The organism is Halomicrobium urmianum (assembly GCF_020217425.1).
Lineage (GTDB): Archaea > Halobacteriota > Halobacteria > Halobacteriales > Haloarculaceae > Halomicrobium > Halomicrobium urmianum.
The window spans coordinates 14,807-35,688 of sequence record NZ_CP084092.1; the positions used below are offsets into that span (position 1 = coordinate 14,807).

General features: G+C 64.3%; 17 protein-coding genes. 6 read left to right on the forward strand and 11 right to left on the reverse strand.

Translation table 11 applies throughout. From position 1 onward, the window contains the following. Window positions 1–4: 4 nt before the first annotated feature. From LCY71_RS18980 to LCY71_RS19000, 5 genes are all read right to left on the reverse strand, one after another. Complete coding sequence (locus tag LCY71_RS18980; protein ID WP_225336470.1) at window positions 5–1,540, reverse strand: hypothetical protein; 1,536 nt, start codon at window positions 1,538–1,540, stop codon at window positions 5–7. After that, the gene (locus LCY71_RS18985; RefSeq protein WP_225336471.1) at window positions 1,533–2,972 is read right to left on the reverse strand and encodes a DUF58 domain-containing protein; all 1,440 of its coding nucleotides are present in this window, start codon (window positions 2,970–2,972) and stop codon (window positions 1,533–1,535) included. The genes LCY71_RS18980 and LCY71_RS18985 overlap by 8 nt, the downstream gene beginning before the upstream one ends. After that, window positions 2,969–3,676 carry a DUF7269 family protein gene (locus tag LCY71_RS18990; protein WP_225336472.1) on the reverse strand — a complete coding sequence of 236 codons (708 nt, stop codon included), beginning with the start codon at window positions 3,674–3,676 and terminating at the stop codon, window positions 2,969–2,971. Before LCY71_RS18990 ends, LCY71_RS18985 begins: the two co-directional genes overlap by 4 nt. Next, on the reverse strand, window positions 3,673–5,397 hold the full coding sequence (locus LCY71_RS18995; protein WP_225336473.1) for a DUF4129 domain-containing protein: 1,725 nt from the start codon (window positions 5,395–5,397) through the stop codon (window positions 3,673–3,675). The genes LCY71_RS18990 and LCY71_RS18995 overlap by 4 nt, the downstream gene beginning before the upstream one ends. Before the next feature lie 546 nt (window positions 5,398–5,943). Further along, window positions 5,944–6,297, reverse strand: a complete 354-nt coding sequence (locus LCY71_RS19000; RefSeq protein WP_225336474.1) for a hypothetical protein — start codon at window positions 6,295–6,297, stop codon at window positions 5,944–5,946. A 543-nt stretch (window positions 6,298–6,840) separates the two neighbouring features. Here LCY71_RS19000 and LCY71_RS19005 point away from each other — a divergent pair. Continuing rightward, the gene (locus LCY71_RS19005) at window positions 6,841–8,001 is read left to right on the forward strand and encodes an AAA family ATPase (protein ID WP_308444710.1); all 1,161 of its coding nucleotides are present in this window, start codon (window positions 6,841–6,843) and stop codon (window positions 7,999–8,001) included. 374 nt (window positions 8,002–8,375) lie between these two features. Here LCY71_RS19005 and LCY71_RS19010 read toward each other — a convergent pair whose 3' ends face one another. Next, window positions 8,376–9,353 (reverse strand): AEC family transporter, encoded by a 978-nt coding sequence (locus LCY71_RS19010; RefSeq protein ID WP_225336475.1) that lies wholly within the window; start codon window positions 9,351–9,353, stop codon window positions 8,376–8,378. A 102-nt stretch (window positions 9,354–9,455) separates the two neighbouring features. Beyond that, window positions 9,456–10,112, reverse strand: coding sequence for a helix-turn-helix domain-containing protein (locus LCY71_RS19015; RefSeq protein ID WP_225336476.1), 657 nt, complete (start codon window positions 10,110–10,112; stop codon window positions 9,456–9,458). Between the two features lie 689 nt (window positions 10,113–10,801). Here LCY71_RS19015 and LCY71_RS19020 point away from each other — a divergent pair. Further along, window positions 10,802–11,041 carry a HalOD1 output domain-containing protein gene (locus tag LCY71_RS19020; RefSeq protein ID WP_225336477.1) on the forward strand — a complete coding sequence of 80 codons (240 nt, stop codon included), beginning with the start codon at window positions 10,802–10,804 and terminating at the stop codon, window positions 11,039–11,041. A 74-nt stretch (window positions 11,042–11,115) separates the two neighbouring features. Here LCY71_RS19020 and LCY71_RS19025 read toward each other — a convergent pair whose 3' ends face one another. After that, complete coding sequence (locus LCY71_RS19025; protein WP_225336478.1) at window positions 11,116–12,144, reverse strand: hypothetical protein; 1,029 nt, start codon at window positions 12,142–12,144, stop codon at window positions 11,116–11,118. Between LCY71_RS19025 and LCY71_RS19030 the strand changes: the two genes are divergently transcribed. Both LCY71_RS19030 and LCY71_RS19035 read left to right on the forward strand, forming a co-directional pair. Further along, window positions 12,145–12,459 (forward strand): ArsR family transcriptional regulator, encoded by a 315-nt coding sequence (locus LCY71_RS19030; protein WP_225336479.1) that lies wholly within the window; start codon window positions 12,145–12,147, stop codon window positions 12,457–12,459. A 1,427-nt stretch (window positions 12,460–13,886) separates the two neighbouring features. After that, window positions 13,887–15,233 (forward strand): orc1/cdc6 family replication initiation protein, encoded by a 1,347-nt coding sequence (locus LCY71_RS19035; protein WP_225336480.1) that lies wholly within the window; start codon window positions 13,887–13,889, stop codon window positions 15,231–15,233. Between the two features lie 740 nt (window positions 15,234–15,973). On the opposite strand, the gene LCY71_RS19040 is transcribed toward LCY71_RS19035, so the two are convergent. Continuing rightward, window positions 15,974–16,198: a hypothetical protein gene (locus LCY71_RS19040; protein WP_225336481.1), complete on the reverse strand. Its 225-nt coding sequence runs from the start codon at window positions 16,196–16,198 to the stop codon at window positions 15,974–15,976. Window positions 16,199–16,508: 310 nt separating this feature from the next. On the opposite strand from LCY71_RS19040, the gene LCY71_RS19045 reads away from it, so the two are divergent. Further along, window positions 16,509–17,852 carry an RNase J family beta-CASP ribonuclease gene (locus LCY71_RS19045; protein WP_225336482.1) on the forward strand — a complete coding sequence of 448 codons (1,344 nt, stop codon included), beginning with the start codon at window positions 16,509–16,511 and terminating at the stop codon, window positions 17,850–17,852. A 376-nt stretch (window positions 17,853–18,228) separates the two neighbouring features. Continuing rightward, on the forward strand, window positions 18,229–19,062 hold the full coding sequence (locus LCY71_RS19055; protein WP_225336483.1) for an IS5 family transposase: 834 nt from the start codon (window positions 18,229–18,231) through the stop codon (window positions 19,060–19,062). 27 nt (window positions 19,063–19,089) lie between these two features. Here LCY71_RS19055 and LCY71_RS19060 read toward each other — a convergent pair whose 3' ends face one another. Together LCY71_RS19060 and LCY71_RS19065 are read right to left on the reverse strand one after the other, a co-directional pair. Continuing rightward, window positions 19,090–19,641: a hypothetical protein gene (locus LCY71_RS19060; RefSeq protein WP_225336484.1), complete on the reverse strand. Its 552-nt coding sequence runs from the start codon at window positions 19,639–19,641 to the stop codon at window positions 19,090–19,092. A 322-nt stretch (window positions 19,642–19,963) separates the two neighbouring features. Then, entirely contained in the window at window positions 19,964–20,797 is an 834-nt protein-coding gene (locus LCY71_RS19065) for an IS5 family transposase (protein ID WP_225336485.1), read from the reverse strand. Window positions 20,798–20,882 lie beyond the last annotated feature (85 nt).

The following is a 20,882-nucleotide window of genomic DNA, read 5'->3' on the forward strand; positions in this document are numbered from 1 at the left end:
GCCGTCACCGGGCCGATAGCTGCCGGCCGACGGTCAGGAAGACGACGGCCACGGCCGCGGCACCGATGGCGTAATTGAGCGGCGAGAGCGCCTGTCCGCCCGCCGTCGCCACGCCGACGAGCGAGAGCGCGACGGCGACGCCGACCGCGCCGACGAGACCGCTCGCCAGCCCGTGGAGGACCTCCATCCGGGCACCGGAACGCCGCCCGACCTCGGATCCGACGGTCCACCCGTAGGACCCGACGTCGGCGACGAACACCGCCAGCGCGAAGAGGGCGAACCCGGCGATGGGGGACGACGCCGCGACGAGGACGACGACGCCGACGGCCGCGACGCCGACCGAAACGAGCGTGACGCCGGGCGTCCGACCGTCTATCGCCCGCCGGAGCAGGTACAGCCCGGTGACCAGCACGGTGGACGCGATCACGGCCGCGAAGGCGACGACTACGGCCACCCCCTCGACGTCCTCCCCGGCGTACAGTCCCGGGACGGCCCTCGCGATCAGCTCGAGGTCGAGGGCGGGCACGCTCACGAGCGCGACCGCGATCGCGGCGCCGCCAGCGAGGAGGCCGACCGTCGGCAGCGTCGCGACGGTGACCTGCTGGAAGGTGAGCGATTTCGCCCACCGGAGGAGAGCGGTCGCCAGGAGCGACCCGAGACTGAGCAGCACCAGTCCGACCGCGAGCGCCCGAGCGGGGCCGCTTCCGACGAAGGTAACGAGAACGCGAAGCGGCGGGACGCCCGCGAGGACGCCCGCCAGAATGCCCGCCGCGTCCGCGAGAGTGAGGACGCTACCCAGGACGAGCGCGACGAGTCCGGCGCGTCGCAGGCCGCGCGCCCATCGGTCGGCGAGTTCTCGCACCGTAGAGCGTGTCTCGTCCGTGAGGACGGTCGGTATCGACAGCCGCGCGACCGCGCTTCCGGCGCTGATCAGGCCGGCCGCAGCGATGAACAGCGTCGGCCCGGCCGTCGAGAGCGGCCGCGACGTCGAGCCGAGCTCCCGCCCGATCGCCGCAGTGGTCCCGCCGACGGCGTCGACGAGCGTCCCCATCTCGCCGGCGAGAGCAGCGACGGAGACGACGGCGGCGAGGACGACGGCCACGGTCGCGATGACGAGTCGCGAGGCCGCGCGCCGAACCCGGCCGTCCGCGAACGACTGGCCGACGACGAGGCCGCACCCGAAGCCGAGGACGGTCCCGCCGACGGCGATGCCGGCGCCGGAGACGTCGCCCCGGAGGCCCCAGACCGCGGGTGCGGCCAGCGCGGCCGCCGTCCCGACCGGCGCAGCGGCGCCGCCGACGGGCATCGCCGCGGTCCGGTCGGCGGCGAGCAGTCGGACGGCCAGTGCAAGCGTGACTCCGCCCGCGATCCCGGCCGCGAGCGGGCGCGAGAGGGGCGTCGCCCGGTCGACAGCGGCCACCGTGAGCAGGACGGCGAGGGCGACGCTACACAGCGACACGACGCTGTAGTCGCCGCCCAGTCGCCGCGGGTCCATCGCTCGCGCGTAGCCGCCGAGCGTCGCACGCACTCTCTCACGCATCCTCCGTCACCTCCGTTGCGTCCGCGCCGTCCCTGTTCAGTCCGCCCGCCCCGCGGACCAGGGTCATCCCGAGCGCCTCCTCCGGATCCCAGTTCACGACGGGCGCGTCCAGCGACTGAATCTCACGGAGTCGCGCCCGCCTGTCGAGCGCGGCCACCCGCGAGCCCCAGGTCTCCTCGCCCGTCACGTCTGGCGAGAGGACGGTCGTGGCGTAGCCGCGCCGCTCCAGTCGCTCGATCAGTCGGACGGGCTCGCCGTCGAGCACCGGGGAGACGACGACCACCTGCACCCGGGAGTCGACGTCCGCGACCAGCCGCTCGACCGGGTCGTCCCCGCCGTCGGTGACCTCGGCCCGGTCGGCGTCCGGCCCGTCCTCGCCGGCCGTGCCGGGCGTCGGAGCACTGCTGGCCGAATCAGTCGTCTCGGGGCCGGCTCCGTCGTCGCCCTCCGCAGACTCGCCGTCGCCGTCGGGCGCGTCGAGCGCGTCGGCCACGAACGGCCCGACGCGGGACAGGACGTGCCGGATGCGCTCGCGCGTCGCCGTGCCGCCGCCCGGCGGCACGAACGAGCGCTCGGCGGCGTCGTCCCCGATCACGGCCAGGCCGACGCCGTGGTTGTCCTCCTGGAGGGCGCGGACGCCGCGCTCGACGGCGTAGGTCCCGAGCTCGACGGCCGTGAACGTCCCCTCGCCGGAGCCGACGGCCGCGGCCGGCCGCGCGTCGAGGACGAACACGACGGACCGGGACCGCTCCTCGCGGTGGACGAGCGTCGTGAGTTCGCCCGTCCCGGCGAGCCGGTTCCAGTCGATCCGGTTGGCCGGGTCGCCCGGCTGGTACTCGCGGGAGCCGTAGAACTCGACGCCCTCGCCGCCCTCGTCGGACGCCGAACGCCCCACGTACTGCCGGGTCCGGTCGGGCAGGGGGAACGACGGCAGGTGCTGGAGACAGCGGAGCCGGGACGCGCCCGTCGCCGACGCCGTCTCCGTCACGACGTGGCCGCCCTGGACGCTGCGCACCTGATACCGCACGTCGTCGAACTCGTGGACGCCGCGGCGGGCCCGGATCGTGTACTCGAGAGTCGCGGTGCCGTTCGGCGGGACGGCCACGGCCGCCCGCGGCGTCCCGTCGACGACGGGGAGCGGCCCGGGGACGCCGTCGACCACGCGGACGTCCGCGGCGACGCCCTCGCTCTCGGACGCTATCTCCAGGCTGACCGTCACCGCGTCGCCGGGGACGGCCGTCTCCCCGTCGACGCGGCGCTCGAACGACAGGTCGGGCTCCGGCGGGACGCTCAGGTAGTCGTAGGCGACGTACGCCAGGGGGACGGCGCCGGCCACGAAGAGCAGCGGGTGCCCCAGCGCGAGTCCCCCGACGGCCGCCGCGAACGTCAGCAGGACTGCCCCGCTCCAGCGCCACTGGTGAGTCGTATTCATCGGCCCTCACCCTCCGTGGGCGCCGAGGCTCCGTCTGTGGTCGACGACGTCGGAGCGTCGTCAGCGGCCGACGGCGTCGGAGTACTGTCGGCGGCCGCCAGCGATTCGAGCGCCTCGACGGCGCGTCTCGCCCGCCTGTGGTCCGCGTCCTCCGAGCGAACGTAGTCCCACAGGCGAGCGCGCAACGGGAGCGGGCCGGCGTCGCGGCCGACGAACGCCGCGGCGCGCTCGTCGTCTGTCCAGTCGCCGCCGTCGATCGCTGCCGCCGCCTCGTCGCGGGGACGCCCCGTCTCCGCGGCATAGAGTCGGACCGCGGTCTCGCGGAGGTCGCCCGACAGGTCCGCGACCGCCTCGCGGTCGGCGTCGCCGTCGCCGATCCGGGCGAAGCGGTCGTCCACGGCCGGGCGCGGATAGCCCGTCGAGCGGCCGTGGATCGCCTCCGGAGCAGCCTCAACCAGCGGTTCGACGCTCCCGTCGGCGGAAGACGAACCTCGGGAACCCCCGAGTTGCGAGGCGAGCGCGATGGCGACTGTGACGAGCCCGAGCACGGCCGCGACGGTCTTCCTGACGACGTCGGTGCTCGGCAGGTCGGTCCCCGCGACAGTCTCGGGGAGCGGGACGGCGTCCGGGGCGACGACGAGCGCGACGAGGCCGACCGCTCCGGCGAGGCCGACGGCCGTCTGCAGGCGGCCGAGGACCCTCATTCGTCTCCCTCCCGGTTCGCCTCGTCGGTGGTGCGAACTCGCTCGACCGCCGCCCGGACGTCCTCGACCGCCGTCGCGGGGTCGCGTCCGCCATAGGTGACCGCCCTGAAGGCGTCGGCGATGGTCCAGACCGCCTCCTCGGGCAGCCCCCGGTCGACGGCCCGCTGCCCGACCTCCGTGGGCGTGAGGGTCTCGACCCGACCCGGGACGCGCCGCAGGAGCGCGTCGAACGCCCGGCGGATCGCGTCGAATCCGGCGGCCGTCTCGCCGCCTGCCGCCGCGGCTGCGGTGCCGCCGGTTCCGGTCGCCGCCGTCCCGCCGCGCAGGAGCGAAGCCAGCGAGAGCGACCGCACCCGGGCTACGATCGACTCGACCGCAGCGCGAACGCGTTCCCGGAGGAGCACCAGTGCAGCCCCGGGGTCGCGCCGCCGGAGCGACGCCGCGAGGTCGGCGAGCGTCGCCCGGAGGCGGGAACTGACGGCGACGAGCGCGTCGGACACGTGCAGCAGTACGACGATCAGCCGCAGGCCGAACCACGTCGCGTACCGGTAGCCGGCCGCCGCCGCGGCGCCGATCCGCCCGCGGAAGACGACCAGCACCACCAGCCCGATCAGGACCGCACCGACGCCGACGGCGGCCGCGATGTACGGGGTGTACAGCCCGTCAAGCGTCGTCGAGGCAGTCATGTCGCCCCGCTGGGCCTCGACCCCGACGCTCCCCCGTCTCGGGAGCGTGACCGTCGCCGCCCCGTCGGCGTCGGTCCGGACGGGGTCGTCATCGCCGACCGCCACGGTCGCGCCGTCGACCGGCCGGCCGCCCTGCGTCACCCGGACGACGGCCGACTGCCCGGCTGCGAGCATCCCGAGTCCGGGGTTCGTCACCGAGACCTCCAGCGGGTCGGTCCCCAGTTCGCGGCTCCCGGCCGCCGCGCCCCGTTCGACGGCGACCGTCGTCGACGCGTTCCACGGGACGTCCACGCTGAAGCGGCCGTTCTCGCCGGTCCGACCGGCCGGGTCCCCGTTCACGAGGACGCGCCCGTCGGCGACGGACGCGCCGTCGACGTGCGCCAGGAGGGAGACGGTCCGACCGGGTCGCGGCTCGCGGTACGGAGCGACGCTGACGTTCGTCGGGACCGACACGTTCTCCGTGACGATTCCCGGAGCGGGCGCGCCCGCCTCCAGCCCGGGGTGGTACTCGGTGCCGGCGTCGCCCGCCGTCCGGTGGCTGGCGCGCTCGGCGGCGATCGTCAGGTCCGCCACGTACGGGACGACGGCCGTCGTCCGACCGAACTGGTCGGTCCGCCCCGCGAACTCGCCGTCGAGGCTGACGCCGACGCCGTCGACCGGGCTCCCGTCCCGCCGGACGGTGATCGTCGCCGGCTTCCCGGGGCGAATCGGTTCGGAGACAGAGATCTCGTACGCCCCGGTCGCGTTCTGTGTGGTCCACTCCGGAGGGTTCGCCGACGAAGCACTCCCGTCGGACGAATCGCCGTCACCCGACGAACTGTCGCCAGTACCCTCACCCTGGCCCTCGCCCTGGCCTGCTCCGCTCTGTCCGGGGCCCTCCGGGCCGGGCATCTCCGGTTCGAATCCGGATCCGAGACCCCCGCTTCCCTCGGGGGGACTCCCGGCTAGCAGCGCGCCTCCGACGAGCGTCGCCAGACACACGAGAACGAGGGCGAGTCCGGACGCCCGTCTGAGCTGGTCACGACGCCGCGTCATCGATCGTTACCGCTGTCAATCCGTCTCAGTGCCATGGTTTCGGTGAGTATCGCAACGTAGTCTATCGCACCGGCATCCCGCCTGCCCGTGAACTGCCGTCTCGGATCCGCGTTCGGCGTCACAGGTCGTCGACACCGAGTGTCTCTCGAGAGCGGGTCGGGTCACGTATCCGCTCGTCCGAGCGGTGCCGCTCTACGTGGTCGCCCAGCGCTGTCTGTGCGGCTTGCTGTACGTCGGACGATCTCCCACCGGGTTCACTGCCGAGCCTCACCGGCGCCCCTCGAGCTGCGACAGGGGCGAGAGGGCCTCTCCGGCCGGTAGAGTAGCGAGTCGCGATACCGGTGGTCTCCATCGAACGATCCTATACGTGTAGCCAACCATATAGATTTGGTAATCAAGTTGCCAGTATATAGAACGACGCCGTCGTGGTGGTTTTCGGCCGGTATTCGGCCCCAGATCGAGAGATCAGTGACTCAGAGAGGTTCGAGTTGTAGTATATCTGAATATAGTTGACAGACGGGGTACAGTATCGGAGAACGTACTGAGTTAGTGCCGTCGCTGTACTTCGTCCATCTCGCACTGCACGCAGAGGTCGTCGGCGAAGCAGGCGACGTTGTCGTACGGACACGCCCGTTCCTCGACGTCAACGGAGAGGGTCCGTTTCTCGCGTTTCCACGTCCGTTCCAACTGGCGGATATCGGTCTTCGCGGACGAGAACACGATCTCCCCGTTCCGATCCTCGATCTTCACAACCGTCGTGCTGGACTGCTTCGTCTTCATGAGTGCGATGGCATCCTCATAGGACGAACACGTGGTTCGGTCACGTTCCCCACTGTCGTCTAACGAGACGACCGTAATCGACCCGTCGTAGGATTCTGTCGATTCCAGCGCGCCAGTCATGCTGGCAACGTTCCTAGGTGTAATATAATAGAATCGACCGTCTATAGCGAATCTAACGCTGTGGGAGCAGCAGGGAACGTGGTCTGAGAACGTATCGACGTTGTCCCCCCACCCCCCTCGTCCAGACTGTATCACTGACCCGGTACTGACGAATCCAGACCAGTATTCAACACTGATAGGATCACTCGAATCCCCACCCCCCTCGTCCAGACTGTAACTCCCGATGGACAGGCATCTGGGCCGTCGTATCGACTCACTCTGGAGGTTTATAACCATTACTTGTATTTTACTATACAGGATATAATTAGCAGATGTTACCAGACATTACCAATTTACTGTGGTCCCCGGAGTAGACAGTGGGTTTTACCGATAGTCTCGATTCGAATCGGGACATACAGTCTGGACGAGGGGGGAGGAGGGTCTAATATTAATACTAAAACCCCATTTGAGACGTGAGAATAGCCCTCATTCACCACATATATTCAGTTACAGTCTGAACGAGGTTCCACCAATTTTATTTCCATTTATTAAGACATAGTACGTATGACTGATTCGTCCAGACGGGATATCTTCTCAAGTGCAGGAGGGGACATCATTGCTAATCGCGAGCTTGTCGATATCAGTCATGTACCTGCTCTGGATCGAATCGTCGGTCGTGACACGGAAATCAGCGAAGTCGGCTCAGCGCTCGCGCCCGGTACGATCGGTGCGCCGCCGGAGTCGATAACGATTTACGGAAAGACCGGAACCGGGAAATCCCTGATCGCGAGAAGTATCACGTGTGAGGCTGTCGCCGAAGCCGAGGATAACGGCCACCGCCTCACATACGCCTACGTGGATTGCTCCGACGACGACACCGAGACACAGGCGAGCCGGGCTATGGCCCGTGCAGTCAATGAACATCTTGGTGCCGATCGTGATATCCCGATGACTGGATACTCCGGTTCACAGTACCGCGAGATGACTTGGGATTTGCTCAACGATCACGACGTCGACGTCTTGATCACGATTCTCGACGAAATCGATCTACTATCTGACGACGATATTCTACGAAGCCTATCCCGAGCAAAGGAGAGCGGGAAAACAGACACGCATATCGGGGTTATCTCAATCAGTAACAAAGTAGAGTACCGTCGAGAGTTGAGCGAACGGGTCGATTCTAGCCTTCAGGATCGAGAGTTCGTGTTTGACCCATACGACGCCGAGCAACTCCAGGCAATCCTGACAAACCGTTCGGATGCGTTTGAAGACGGGGTCCTCCAAGAGGGAGTGATTTCACTCATTGCAGCCAAGGCGGCACAAGAACACGGGGATGCACGAAAAGCAGTCGATATGCTGTACGAAGCTGGCCGTATCGCTGAGCGGAAAGGCGCGTCAGAAGTAACTGAAGACATGGTCGAAGAAGCCGAGCATCGGGCGAACGTAAACCAGTTCAAGAGCCTTATCTCAGGTAGTGTTCAGCACGTCAAGTATCTCCTGCTGGCACTAGCGACCCTCACCACTGATTCCGAAAAGGAACATTCCCAGTTCCGAACCAGCGAGATCTACGACCTCTACACTACAATCGCAGAGCGTGAAGGCTACGATCCCCTGTCGCAGAATCGTGTTCTCGAGTTACTGGACGAACAGGCATTCCTTGGCGTGACTGAAAATGAACTTACGAGCGGTGGTCGGGACGTGGAACGTATACCGTTCACAGATTAATGCAGGATCACAAGGTCGTCTTAGACGCAGTCAAGGAATCATGATTCAGTTTACAGCCGGGATGAAGGGAGGGGGAGAACAAATCCTACGAGCGAGAGATACAGTCTGGGTGAGGGGATGGGTGACCAGAGTGACGGGGGGTATCGGAGTGAAAATGCAGACATCCAAATCACGGATACAGTCTGGACGAGGGGGGAGGGAAGAATCGGAGTGAAAACCCAGACACTCGAATCATAGATACAGTCTGGACGAGGGGGGAGAGGCACTTCCACGATACGCTGTTTCCCTCTGCCAATGCAGGGAGCAAGCATCGTATTTCTCCCTACTTGCCTGGGAATACGAGTAAGTCCCATCAAGCGTGCGGGCGAAACTGGCTACGCTACGACACCACTCCTCGCGAGCAGTATCAGCCCCGTGACGATCGGCAGGCACCCGAGGATCGTGAGGAACACGACGGTCCCGACGTAGTCGCCCGTCGAGACGCCCTCGTCGGGGTCGTCCGCGAACTCGATGGACAGCACCATCGGCGTGACGGCGGACGGTCCCGCCGCGAGGACGACGAACGCCCACGTCACGGCGGAGTCGCCGACGTCGATCAGGGCCACGACGGCCACGGCGACGACGGGAGCGATCAGGAGCTTCAGCCCGACCGTCGGGAGCGTCTGTCGGACCGTCGCGCCGACGTCCATCTTCGCGACCTGCAGGCCGAGGATCAGGAGAAAGATCGGGATCGAGGCGTCGCCGACCATCCCTAACGTCTGCATGACCGTCCCGTCCGCCGGTGGTGCGGCGTCGAGCCCGGCGACGGTCATCGCGGCCACGACCGCGTACACGACCGGCTGGCTGAGCACGCGCCGGACCGCCTCGCGGTGGCCGCCGTCCGATCGACCCTTCGACAGGAGGTAGATGCCCAGCGTGTACAGCACCAGGTTCTGGACGACGACGAACAGCACGGCGGTCGACCGGCCGGCCTCGCCGAACGCGAACGAGGCCACGGGGATGCCGAAGTTGCCGACGTTCGGAATCGCGGCGGCCATCGCAGCGCCGTACACCACGGTCCCCTCCTGGCCCCGCGATCGGTCCGTGGCCCAGGCAATGACGCCCATCACGAAGGTGAATGCAACCATCGCCCCCGCGATGCTCGCGACCGTTCCGACGTCGATCGACGTGGTGACGAGCGTCTCGAACACCAGCGCGGGCAGGAGGATATACACGGTCACCGTGCTGAGTCCGTCGATGTCGACGTCTCGAGCCCTTCCCAGCAGATACCCCGCGGCAGCGATCGAAAGCGGCGGGGCGACCGAGGACAGGAAGATCGACAGCACCGACCGGAGCAGATCGATCGCAGTCACGTGTCGGTCTATCCGCGACCGGTCTTATCCGCTACGACTCGCGTGATCGACCCCATCTCGGTCTCGGCGGACTCGTCCCGCCGCAGTCTCGGCAACGGCGAACTACTCGACCGACTCCCCCTCGGTCGTCAGCGTCGCGTCGATGAGGTTCGCGGTCCCGCGACGGAGACGTTCGGACACCGCCTGATCGGAGATGCCCAGCTCTTGGGCCACCTCGTCCACCCCGGTCTCACGGGGCACGTCGAAGTAGCCCCGCTCCCGGGCGGCCACCAGGGCGTCGCGCTGCTCTGGCGTCACCGATCCGAACGATTGCCGCGGGGCGCCGGGTTCGGTCAGACTGCGGAGCTCGAAGCTCGTCTCCCGTTCGGAGAGGGCGTCCCGGAAGGCCTCGAACTGGTCGCGCGAGACGAACCGGATGCGCAGTTGCCACCCGAGAGCGTTCGCCTCGGCGTCCAGAATCGATCCCCGCTGGTCGACGTAGTCGTCGATGCGCTCGTCGACGTCCCCGCTCCAGTCGAGCTGGTAGTACTTCTCGTCACCGAACTCGTAGCTGTCGACGATCTCGTCGACGCTCGGATCGGCCGCGAGGACGTCGTCGGTAGCGTCGAATTCGGTGTGCGCGACCCAGAGACAGGGCATCACCCACGCCCTGCTGTGGGCCGCGATGCGCTCGGCCTCAACCGCGAGGTCGGGCAGCTCCCGGAAGGCGTACTCGAGGGCGACGGCCTCGTGGGGCAGCGAGAAGGTCGCGATGATCATCTGCCTCGATACGGGCCGGATGGGGAAAACACGTGCGTCACTGGGGAGCAAACGACCACACCGAGCCGCCACTCCGGAACTACCGAGAGGCTACTGGACAGCTCACGACCGGTGTCCGTCGCTGTCCGTCGGCGATTATACGATGAACAGGCGCAATACTACGGCCTTCAGGCCGTGGATACGCGCCGCCATTTGAGAATCGCTCCACGCTGCGATGACCAGTCCGAGATTTCAAATCCATACTCTCAAGTCGCAGGCGACCTTCGTAGGAGAGAGGAATCAGGCCGGGAAGAGAGCGATTCCTGCCAGTCCTACGATGGCGGCCTGCCCGCCCCCAAGCAATGAGACAGTAATCGGAACCAGTCCGGGTGAACGGTCGGTTCCTATAATGAACCGGTGCAGTGCCTGACTGCTGTACACACTACGAAAAGTAACTCCGAGTCCGTTGACGCCCACTCGACCCTCGCTGGGCACAAACAACCACGAGGGTCGAACGCGGCATGAGGATAGGAGTACCGGGGGCTTGGCACTCCCAGCAGTCCCACCCGCTTGAGACCACGAGCGTCCCTCTCAGATTCGTACTGGTTGGATGCTCGGTGAGATTGCAAACCTGAAAACTCCAACGCTCAGGATTCCTCCGCGTTCACGCGGAGGAGGATGTCAATGAAACGTCGTCCGTGGTGACTGGTATGGAGGACAGACAACCAATCACCCAGCGCGTCGTGCGAGCAGTCGCCAGTCAGACCGAGTCGGATCCGTTAGAACTACCGCCGTTAGGGAGAGCCGTCGACGTCGATGCGCTGGACAAAGTCGAAGAGATCTCGGGAGAGACGACCGTTCAGTTCGACTACGCGGGCCACACTATCACTGTTCACGACGACGAGACGATCGACTTGCTGCGTTCCTCCGATCACGGCGTACAGGCGTAGTCCAGTCGGGTCTGCTCTACTGCCGGCCAGATCCGCTGACTGTTCAGGTGCCAGTTCGGACCGGTCGACCAGCGTCAGGCCGAGTCACTGCTGAAGCGCAACCGATAGTCGAAGTAGTCCCCGTCGTATAGCAGCGTCCCCCCGCCGTGGTCGTCCGTGAACGCGTCCTTTTCGACGTTGCCGTCGACGTACGCCCGCTCGTCGAGGGCCCGCAACACCGCTCGATACTCGGGTGAGTACGAGTGTGACTCGCTGTATCCCTCGCCGTCGCCCCGCGCCTGCCAGAGTATCTCTCGGGCGTCCTCGGAGAGGTCGCTCTCCGCGATACGCGCGTCGACGATCTTCGCGCGGAGGATCGCCTCCATCCTGTCGGGACTGGTCGCGACCTGCTGGACGGTCGCCCGGTAGACCGGCTCGTGGAACCGCTCGTCGCTGACGTCGACTGCGTACGTCGTCTCGCGGAAGGTTACCCGGTCGGGGGCGTCGTCGGCCAGCAGCCGACTCGCCTCGATTGCCTCCTCCCGCCGGTACACGTACCCGCCGCGCTGGACGAGTCCCCACGCGACGCCGCCGACGTTACCGCGAGCCCGGGCAGCCATGTGCGCGACGTGGACGGCCCGCTGATCGCTCTCGGGAAGCCGGTCGGCGTCGATCGGATCGGCAGACGCGTCGTCGTCGTCGGCAGACGAGGCGTCGGCGTCGTCACTCACCTCGGAGAGTCGAAGCACCGGACGAGTCTCGGTCGCTTCGTCGACGACGACGGATCCAAGCTGGTAGTAGGTGCCGTCGCGCTCCGCGTACCTGGGATCGTCGTCGGACGTGCGGAACGGTTTCCGGTACTGGGTCGTGTACGTCGATCCGTTCAGCGTCTCCTCGAACGCCGCTTCGTCCCAGTCCGGCTGCGTCTCCGAGAGGTCGGCGACGTACCGGTCGCGGAGCGGGCCGTCCCGCGGGGCGAGAGTGAGCTGGAGGGACCGCTGGGTCCCTCCGGCCTCGTCGTTGTCGCTCGACGCAGACAGGCTCTGACAGCCAGCGGAGGCGGCGACCACGGCGGCGACTCCCACCGACAGGAACCGGCGTCGCGTCGAATCGCGGGGGATCATATGGGGCCACTCACCGCCCGACATAATGCCGTTTTTGGACGGGACGACGAACTGGTAGCCGACGTCGAGACGCTCGGAGCGCTCGGGAACGACTCCCGCTACGAGGCGCTCCGACTCATCGCCGCGGCGGACGACGAGCTCTGCGTCTGCAAGCTCGAACCGGGGCTCGGCGTGAGCCAGGGCGCCGTCAGCCAGGCGCTGTCGCGGTTGTTCACGAGCGGCGCAGAGGGCCGATGGCGATACTACGCGACCACGCCGGGGGCCTACCGGCTCCTCCACGCCCTCGGCGAAACGAGAACCACCGGATCTGACTGACCGAACAGCCGACGGACGGACCACCACTTGCGCCCCCTGAGCTGTTCGTGGAGGGTTTCTCGCAAGATGCTCGCGGGGACTCCCGCGTTTCCTCCTCGGCTGCAGATGTCCGGGGTTTGATCTGGCCTTACAACTCGAAAACGGGGGGCTGGTCGCTCCCGGCTGGTCGGTTACAGCTCGAAAATGGAGACGTAACGAGACAGACTGGGACGGAACGGCGAGTATTACTCCGATCGCCCATCTGGATGGTGGATTCTCGATTTACAACTCGAAAACGCGGGGCTGTTTTCGAACAGCGGCCGGAAGTCGGTAGTTCGGCTATTTTCCCACAGCTATAGTAGAAAGTGAAACTATTCACACATCGAGGGGCACCCGAGGTGCCCCTCGAGTGTGTCAGTGCGTTCAATTTCTACTATAATCGCATCTCGCTGTCATCGTTGCGAGGGCGATCAGCTCTCGTGCTAATCGTAACTCCGGATACCAGGGGAGGAAGCCAACTGGTTCAGTCGCTCCTCGGATATCGGGCTGTAACGGATTACATGTATCCACTCGGATCAAAGACGGGAACCGAGCCGATCGGAACCCCCACACCCCGTGTGCGAAATGAAAACGGTCGAGGAGAGGAGGGAGGGGATTGCGAGATGGGGCCTGTTGTGATCGATTTTGTCGATTTCAAGCTGTAGAATGCTACTATATGTATATTTGAGGAAAGCAGACTAAAAAAGGAGGTTTTATATGGTATCATGCATAACTGTAACCGTATTGCAAACATCCCATATCTATAATAAAAAATAAGACTATATAGACAGGTACATCATACGTCTTTCACTATCGCGGAGTTCACAACGCGTAGCTTCAGTATTTCCATTTTGTACGACTCATGGCGACAAATCGGTGTCTCTCGCTTTCACGTCTGTTTCGTCCGCCGCTTGCTTTTGCGCCGATTTCACTTCGCACACGGGGTGTGGGGGTGAGAGGCCGCCGTCGTTCTTCGTCCTCGACCTCTACATGTTGAGTAGGGGGAGGCCTCGGGGTCGTCCGAGACAGTGGAGCCGTCTCGTGATGACGAGAGAGCTTCGATCTGCGAAGTCGCTCGTACTACGCCAGCAAATTCATCTTGCACACGGGGGGAGGGTAGAGCACCGTCGCCCGCTTTGAACTCAATCTGAGGCCGAGATGAGACTCACGACTTTTCATATCGCACACGGGGGGTGGGAGGGGAACAACCGCTCGAACGGAGGCCAGGAGAATTCCCTGGTGGTCTTCATATCGCACACGGGGTGTCCGTCCGGAATTTGATTTCGCCCGCGGTCGGAGTGCTCGAAATCACCACCACCTACAGTAGGCTTCTAGCCCGGAGATTCGCCAAATTTAACCTCGCACACGGTACCCATACCTATTTACGGGACGGCCTACACACGGAAACCATGGCCGACGGCGACGATCAACAGTCTCTCTCCAAGTCCATCAAAGGCCGTCTGCAGGAGGGAGTGCAGAACTCCGTTTTCAGGGACAAGGGGCTGCTCGACCCGGACGCCGTCATCGACGAGGACCGGATCGTCGGTCGCGATCAGCAACTCGACGACATCATCACGTACCTCCGCCCGGCCCTGCAGGGCAACCGTCCGCCGAACATGCTGCTCTACGGGCCATCGGGCACCGGCAAGTCGCTGATCATCAACGCCGTCTGCCAGCAGGTCCTCGAACTCGCCAATTCACAGGGCAACCAGTTCGGCGTCATCAAGATCAACTGCCAGACGATCAAGTCTCACGACCGCGCCGTCTACCGACTCGTGAAAAACGCCGCGACCAAGGCCGACGTCGACGTGGGCGTCCCCGAAAGCGGTATCTCGACGGACCAGAAGCTCAACCGCTTCTACGAGATCCTGAGCGATAACTTCGATTCGGTCATCATCATCCTCGACGAGGTCGACCTCCTCGTCGGTCGCCAGCGCGACCCCAACGACGAGCCGGCGTACTCGAAGTTGCTCTATCAGCTCTCGCGCGCGTCGCAGCTCGGCCGAATCGACGGTCACGTCTCCGTCGCCGCTCTCACGAACGACCCCCGCTTCATGGAGGACCTCGACGGTCGGGCGGAGAGTTCGTTCAACCCGCAGGACGTCGTCTTCCCGGACTACGACGCGAACCAGCTCCAGGCGATTCTCGAGCGTCGCCGCGACGCCTATCAGGACAGCGTCCTCGAGGACGGGATCATCCCGCTCAGTTCCGCGTTCGCGGCGCAGGACCACGGCGACGCGCGGAAGGCCATCGACCTCTTCAGGAAGGCCGGTGAGATCGCCGACCGCCGGGGTGAGGACACCGTGTGCGAGGAGCACGTCCGCGACGCCCAGCGGGAGGCCGAACGCGACCGCACGCTGACGCAGATGCAGGGCCTGTCGACGCAGAAGAAGCTCTCGCTGTACGCGACTGCCATCGTGCAGGTCCACTCCCAGCGGAACCTGAACGCCGTTCCCAGCACCGTCGCCTATCGGGTCTATCAGTATCTCACGGACTTGCTGGACGCCGACGAGAAGTCACGCGACTCCTACCTCCGGTACATGAGCGAAGCTGAGACCTACAACTTCGTGACCTCGGAGAAACGCGGTCGGGGATACGGGAGTGGCGTCCACAAGGAGTACACGTTCATCGACGACCCCGACGTCGTCGCCGAGACGCTCCAGGCCGACATTCGTCTCGAGGAGATCGACGACGACGAGGACCTGATCAAGTCCGTCGTCACCGCTCAGATCGACGACTTCTTCGACGGGGAGTAGCCGAAAGCCACGCTCCACGCCGTCGTCGAATTCATTTCGCACACGGGGTGTGGCACGTTCGCGGAGAATGACAGGGTCCGAATATGCGTCCGGCAATGATAAGTACAATTTCATTTCGCACACGGGGTGTTCCCGATTGACCACGGATTTCACCTTGCACACGGGGTGTCCGCTCCGAACAGTCGCTAGCAATTCACTTCGCACACGGGGGGACGGCCCCTCTGACGTTGCGAGAAACCCCCCTCTGGCGTGACGAGAAACAACCTCGTCCTCGAACCGACGTGAACGCCGAAGCAGAGCCGTCGGCCAGCCGACGACCGAACCTAATACTTTAGGGGGTAAACTTTCCCCGGTATCTCTGTTACAATGCAAGTGCCGGGAGCGTATAGTAGAAATTGAACGCAATGACACACTCGAGGGGGCCCCTCGATGTGTGAAGAGTTTCAATTTCTACTATAGGCCGATCTGGAATCCCGGACCACCACCCACACCGATGCCTGACGAGGGAGCGTTTTCACCTCTCTCGTCGACGCCTCTGACTCATCCACGTCGTCCCCTTTTCGGTACGCCCGGCCGTCAGTCGCGTATCAATGACCGCTTCTCCGGCAGTGAGTTTCGAGCGCGAGTAGTCGGCAGTGAGTTTCGGGAGCGAGCGGAGTCGCCTGCTTTCCCGGGGCGACCACCGACCTCGTGTATCGCCTGACGGCAGGTCGGCACTGCCGAGAGCAGCGAGGAGGGGCTCACTCACCCGACCGTTCGTGGCCGACCACGTTCCCGACTGATTTCGTGATTGTAAGGCGGTGCGTGTACGCGTCTGAGAACGTGTGGGTCCGGAACTCGACGATCCACTCTGCCTCCCGTTCCACCACCTCGACGACGTCTCCGAGCTGACCGACGCACTCCTCGTCGGCGTAGTCCTCGGCGATCCCGGTGGCCGTCTCCGCGTCCGGTACGTCGTCGCCCATAGCGGATTCTTTGCCCCGAACGGGGATATGACACTCGGTGACGCAGTCCACACAGCGTAACCGCATCGTCCGGCTGGTGGAGCGTTCGCTACACGGCATCGGAAGCGCCGAGCGTCGTTCCACTGCCTATTTACGTCGGCATCCCCGAGTTCATTCCAACCGAAACACGTGCTGTCCCCGGGCAGGGGCGAGCGATCTGGAGCGCTGGCGTCCGACGGCGCCGCTTCTACTTGCAGTCGATCCGGCTCCTGCCCTCCGTATCACGGCGAACTCGTCGCGAGTTCTGGGATCGCCCTGATCGGACGCAACTATGGACATCGAAATCGCAACTATCGGCGGCTACGAGGAAGTAGGCCGCCAGATGACGGCAGTCCGTGCCGGCGACGACATCGTCGTCTTCGACATGGGGCTGAACCTCTCGAAGGTACTGATTCACGACAACATCCGGACCGAGGGCATGCACTCCCTCGATCTGATCGACATGGGCGCGATCCCGGACGACCGCATCATGTCGGACCTGGAGGGCGACGTGAAGGCCATTGTGCCGACGCACGGCCACCTCGACCACGTTGGCGCCATCTCCAAGCTCGGACACCGCTACGATGCGCCCGTCGTCGCCACGCCCTTCACCATCGAACTCGTCAAAGAGGAGATCAGCGACGAGGACAAGTTCAACGTGGAGAACGACCTCGTGACGATGGAGGCCGGGGAGACGATGTCGATCGGGGAGCGGTGCGAGCTCGAGTTCGTCAACGTCGCCCACTCCATCATCGACGCGATCAACCCCGTCCTCCACACGCCGGAGGGCGCGATCGTCTACGGGCTGGACAAGCGGATGGACCACACGCCCGTTCTCGGCGATCCCATCGACATGAAGCGGTTCCGCGAAATCGGCCGCGAGGACGAAGGCGTCCTCTGCTACATCGAGGACTGTACCAACGCTAACAAGAAGGGCCGCACGCCTTCCGAGGCCGTCGCGCGCAGTCAGCTCGAGGACGTCATGCACAGCCTGGAGGACTACGACGGCGGCATCGTCGCCACCACCTTCTCCAGTCACATCGCCCGCGTGAAGTCGATCGTCGAGTTCGCGCAGGAGATCGGTCGCGAACCCGTGCTCCTCGGTCGGTCGATGGAACAGTACTCCGGCACGGCGGACCGCATCGGCGCCGTCGACCTCCCGGACCACATCGGGATGTACGGCCACCGGAACTCCGTCGACCGGGCCTTCGAGCGCATCATGAACGAGGGGAAAGAGGACTATCTCCCCGTCGTGACTGGCCACCAAGGCGAGCCCCGGGCGATGCTCACCCGGATGGGCCGCGGCGAGACGACCTTCGAACTCGACGAGGGCGACAAGGTCATCTTCAGCGCCGGCATCATCCCGGAGCCGACCAACGAGGGCCAGCGCTACCAGTCCGAACAGCTGCTGCGGATGCAGGGCGCCCGAATCTACGACGACGTCCACGTCTCCGGCCACCTCCGACAGGAGGGCCACTACGAGATGCTCGACGCCCTCCAGCCACAGCACGTCGTCCCCGCTCACCAGGACATGGGCGGCTTCTCCGGCTACGTGGACCTCGCCGGCAACCAGGGCTACAAGCTGGGCCGCGACCTCCACGTCACGTCGAACGGGAACGTCATCGAGCTGGTCTAACCCGGTCTCTCCCGATCACTCGGGTCTCGCCGACGGTCGGTAACGAAACCGTGAACGTCGACCCCGCACTCGGTTCTGACTCGACTGCTCCTTGGATCCGATGAAGGCGTCAGAATCGTCGAGTTACTCCCTGCGTTCAGTGGTTCATACGAGTTTGTGTGATAGGCGACCCGCCAGAGTTTGAGGACAGCACGGATGACCAATTCTTCGGGAGATTGCGTGATACAGGACTCTTCAACCTCGTCTGGATTTGAACTCGCATCGGGCGGCGGGTGATAGTGTTCGGGCCCGGTGGCATGAATGTGCTCTGTTGAATCCGGAGACGGTGAACGGATAGCGTCGCTGTGAAGGGAGAAGCGAAGCGGAAGAATCGGATGTGTCCAGCACCCTCTTCCGCTTCGTTACACAGGCAGTGTCGCTGGCTCAAAAGCGCTGTGCCGCCAGCCCCACGTCGGCGGTGAGTGACCCGGCTGGCAACGGGTTTCCTGCCTGGAAGCACGTGACGCTGCATTTCTTGCGGATCCACATGGACGCGACGTACCGCGAAATCGTCGACTGGGTGAGTGAGATGGATCGTGTTCGTGGTTTGCTTCGGCTAGCGAGGTCGGCGTTTCCCGCGCCCTCAACGCTGTGGCGGTCGTTCGAGCGGGCGCCGATGCGTGTCTGGCGCCAGCTGCTCCGGCGGTCAGCGGCACGCTGCGATCCCGGCGATCATGGCGCGCTGGATGCCACGTTCTTCGACCGGCAGGCGGCATCCAGCCACTACATCGCGCGGTCGGATCGCCACAGACGGACACTGAAAGCGACGGCCCTGATCGATACGGAGTCGTGTGCCGTCCTGGACGTCCACTGCTCGGCACACTGGCCCCACGACACTCAGGTGGGCCGTCGCGTCGCGCTCCGAAATACGACGAAAATCGAGAGTCTCGCCGGCGACAACGGCTACGACGATCAGTCGCTGCGGGACGCACTCCGCACCGCAGGCGTCCGGCCGGTCATCAGACACCGGCTGTTCGCCCACTACGACCACGTACACAACGCACGGTTGGACAGCGGGCTCTACGGGCAGCGCTGGATGGCCGAGACCGCCTTCTCGGCCATCAAGCGTCGATACGGCTCCGCTGTCAGGCCACGCGCCTGGTACCGAGAATTCCGCGAACTGGTGCTCACCGCCGCCGTCTACAACCTCGAACGCTCCATGAAACAGTGACCGCAACCGGATTCAACAAGGCAGTTGTCACCGAAGACCGAATACGGCGAGACACGTTATCCAGTCGTCACCGTCTGGGTTCGGGACGTTGATTGCCGCAGAGTATGCTCCCGAATCAAGCGTGGTCGACTCGTTGATGTATCCCACGACTGTTTCGACGGTCCACTTCTCTGAGTCACCGGCTGCAACTGTTAGCTTCCCACCACCAGAACTCTTCTGTTCAATCTGGGACCAACTGGACCCGCTCTTCTTCCAGACTGACCACGAGTAGGGATTGAACGAAAGGTCGGTCCCTGACTCGTTCGTGAGAGTCAGTTCAAGTGAATCGGGAGCGTCAGCGACAGTCGGTGTTGGAAGGAGGTACACCGAGGCAGTGTCGGTCTCAACCGTCTGCGAACACACCGTAGCGTTGCCATTGCCGGATGGAGGGCACCCGAAGTTGGCAATCTTTTCTGCCGATACTGGTGTTGCCGTTGGGTCTGTGGACGGCTCCGACGCGAAGGAGGTACAGCCGCTCAGGAGCGCAATTCCTGTGCCTGCCGAACAAAGAACTGCCCGCCGGGACCAAGGACGAGTCATACCAATTGTTCTATTACTGGCCGACATATGTTTTGGCAACGTGACCGAAACTCTCTGTTACACTCGCACACCTACTGAGCGGCTGTTTCACTCCGAATTAGCTGGTGAGAACCCGCCTCGATGTGATGAGTCGTTGCGGTCAGTACAGAAGGTGAGTCCATCACAACAGCAACGCACAACTCATTTCTCCTTGCCGAACTCTACCGCTTCTTAGCCGTGGCGTCTTGACTTGACGAACCATAACTAAGCAGCCCTCTGACTGTCCGGATAGCGACCGACTACAATACCTTCTGCTCTATTGAATCCACAGACGGCGTAGGGATCACTCCTTGATTGCTTGTTCGAGATTATAGACTGCGGCGGTGAGCACGAGTTCACGAAACTCTCTGTACCAGATGCCCGGCCTGACAGCGGAGCCGTATCGACGCTTGATGGCCGAGAATGCACTCTCGGCCATCCAACGCTGCCCGTAGAGGTCGCTGTCCAACCGTGCGTTATGTGCGTGGTCGTAGTGGGCGAACAACCGGTGTTTGATCACTGGCCGGACGCCATCTGAACGGAGTGCGTCCCGCAGCGACTGATCGTCGTAGCCTTTGTCACCGGCGAGACTCTCGATTTTCTCAGTGTTGCGTAGCGCTACCTGACGGCCCACCTGGGTATCGTGGGGCCAGTGTGCCGAGCAGTGGACGTCGAGGACGGCACACGATTCTGTATCGACCAGCGCCGTCGTTTTCAGCGTCTGTATGTCGCGATCCGACCGTGCAACGTAGTGGCTGGATGCCGCCTGGCGGTCGATAAACGTGGCATCCAGCGCGCCGTGATCGCCTGGATCGCAGCGGGTTGCCGACCGGTCGAGCAGTTGGCGCCAAATGCGTGTCGGCACCCGCTCGAATGACCGCCACAGCGTCGAGGGTGCCGGGAACTCGAAGCGGGCCAACTGCAAGACTGCGCGCACCCGATCCATCTCACTGGCCCAATCGACGATTTCCGCGCAGCTCGCGCTCATATGAACCCGCAGAAAATGCAGCGTGAGATGCTTCCAGCCAGCAAATCCGTTGCCAGCCGGGTCGCTCACCACCGCCGTGGGGCTGGCAGCACAGCGCTTTTGAGCTAGCGACGCCGCTTGTGTAACGAAGCGGAAGAGGAGTTTAGGCACATTTCCTCTCTCCGCTTCGCTTCGACCTTCACAGCGACGCTATCCGCTCGCCGTCTCCGGATTCAATAGAGCAATACCTTCAGAA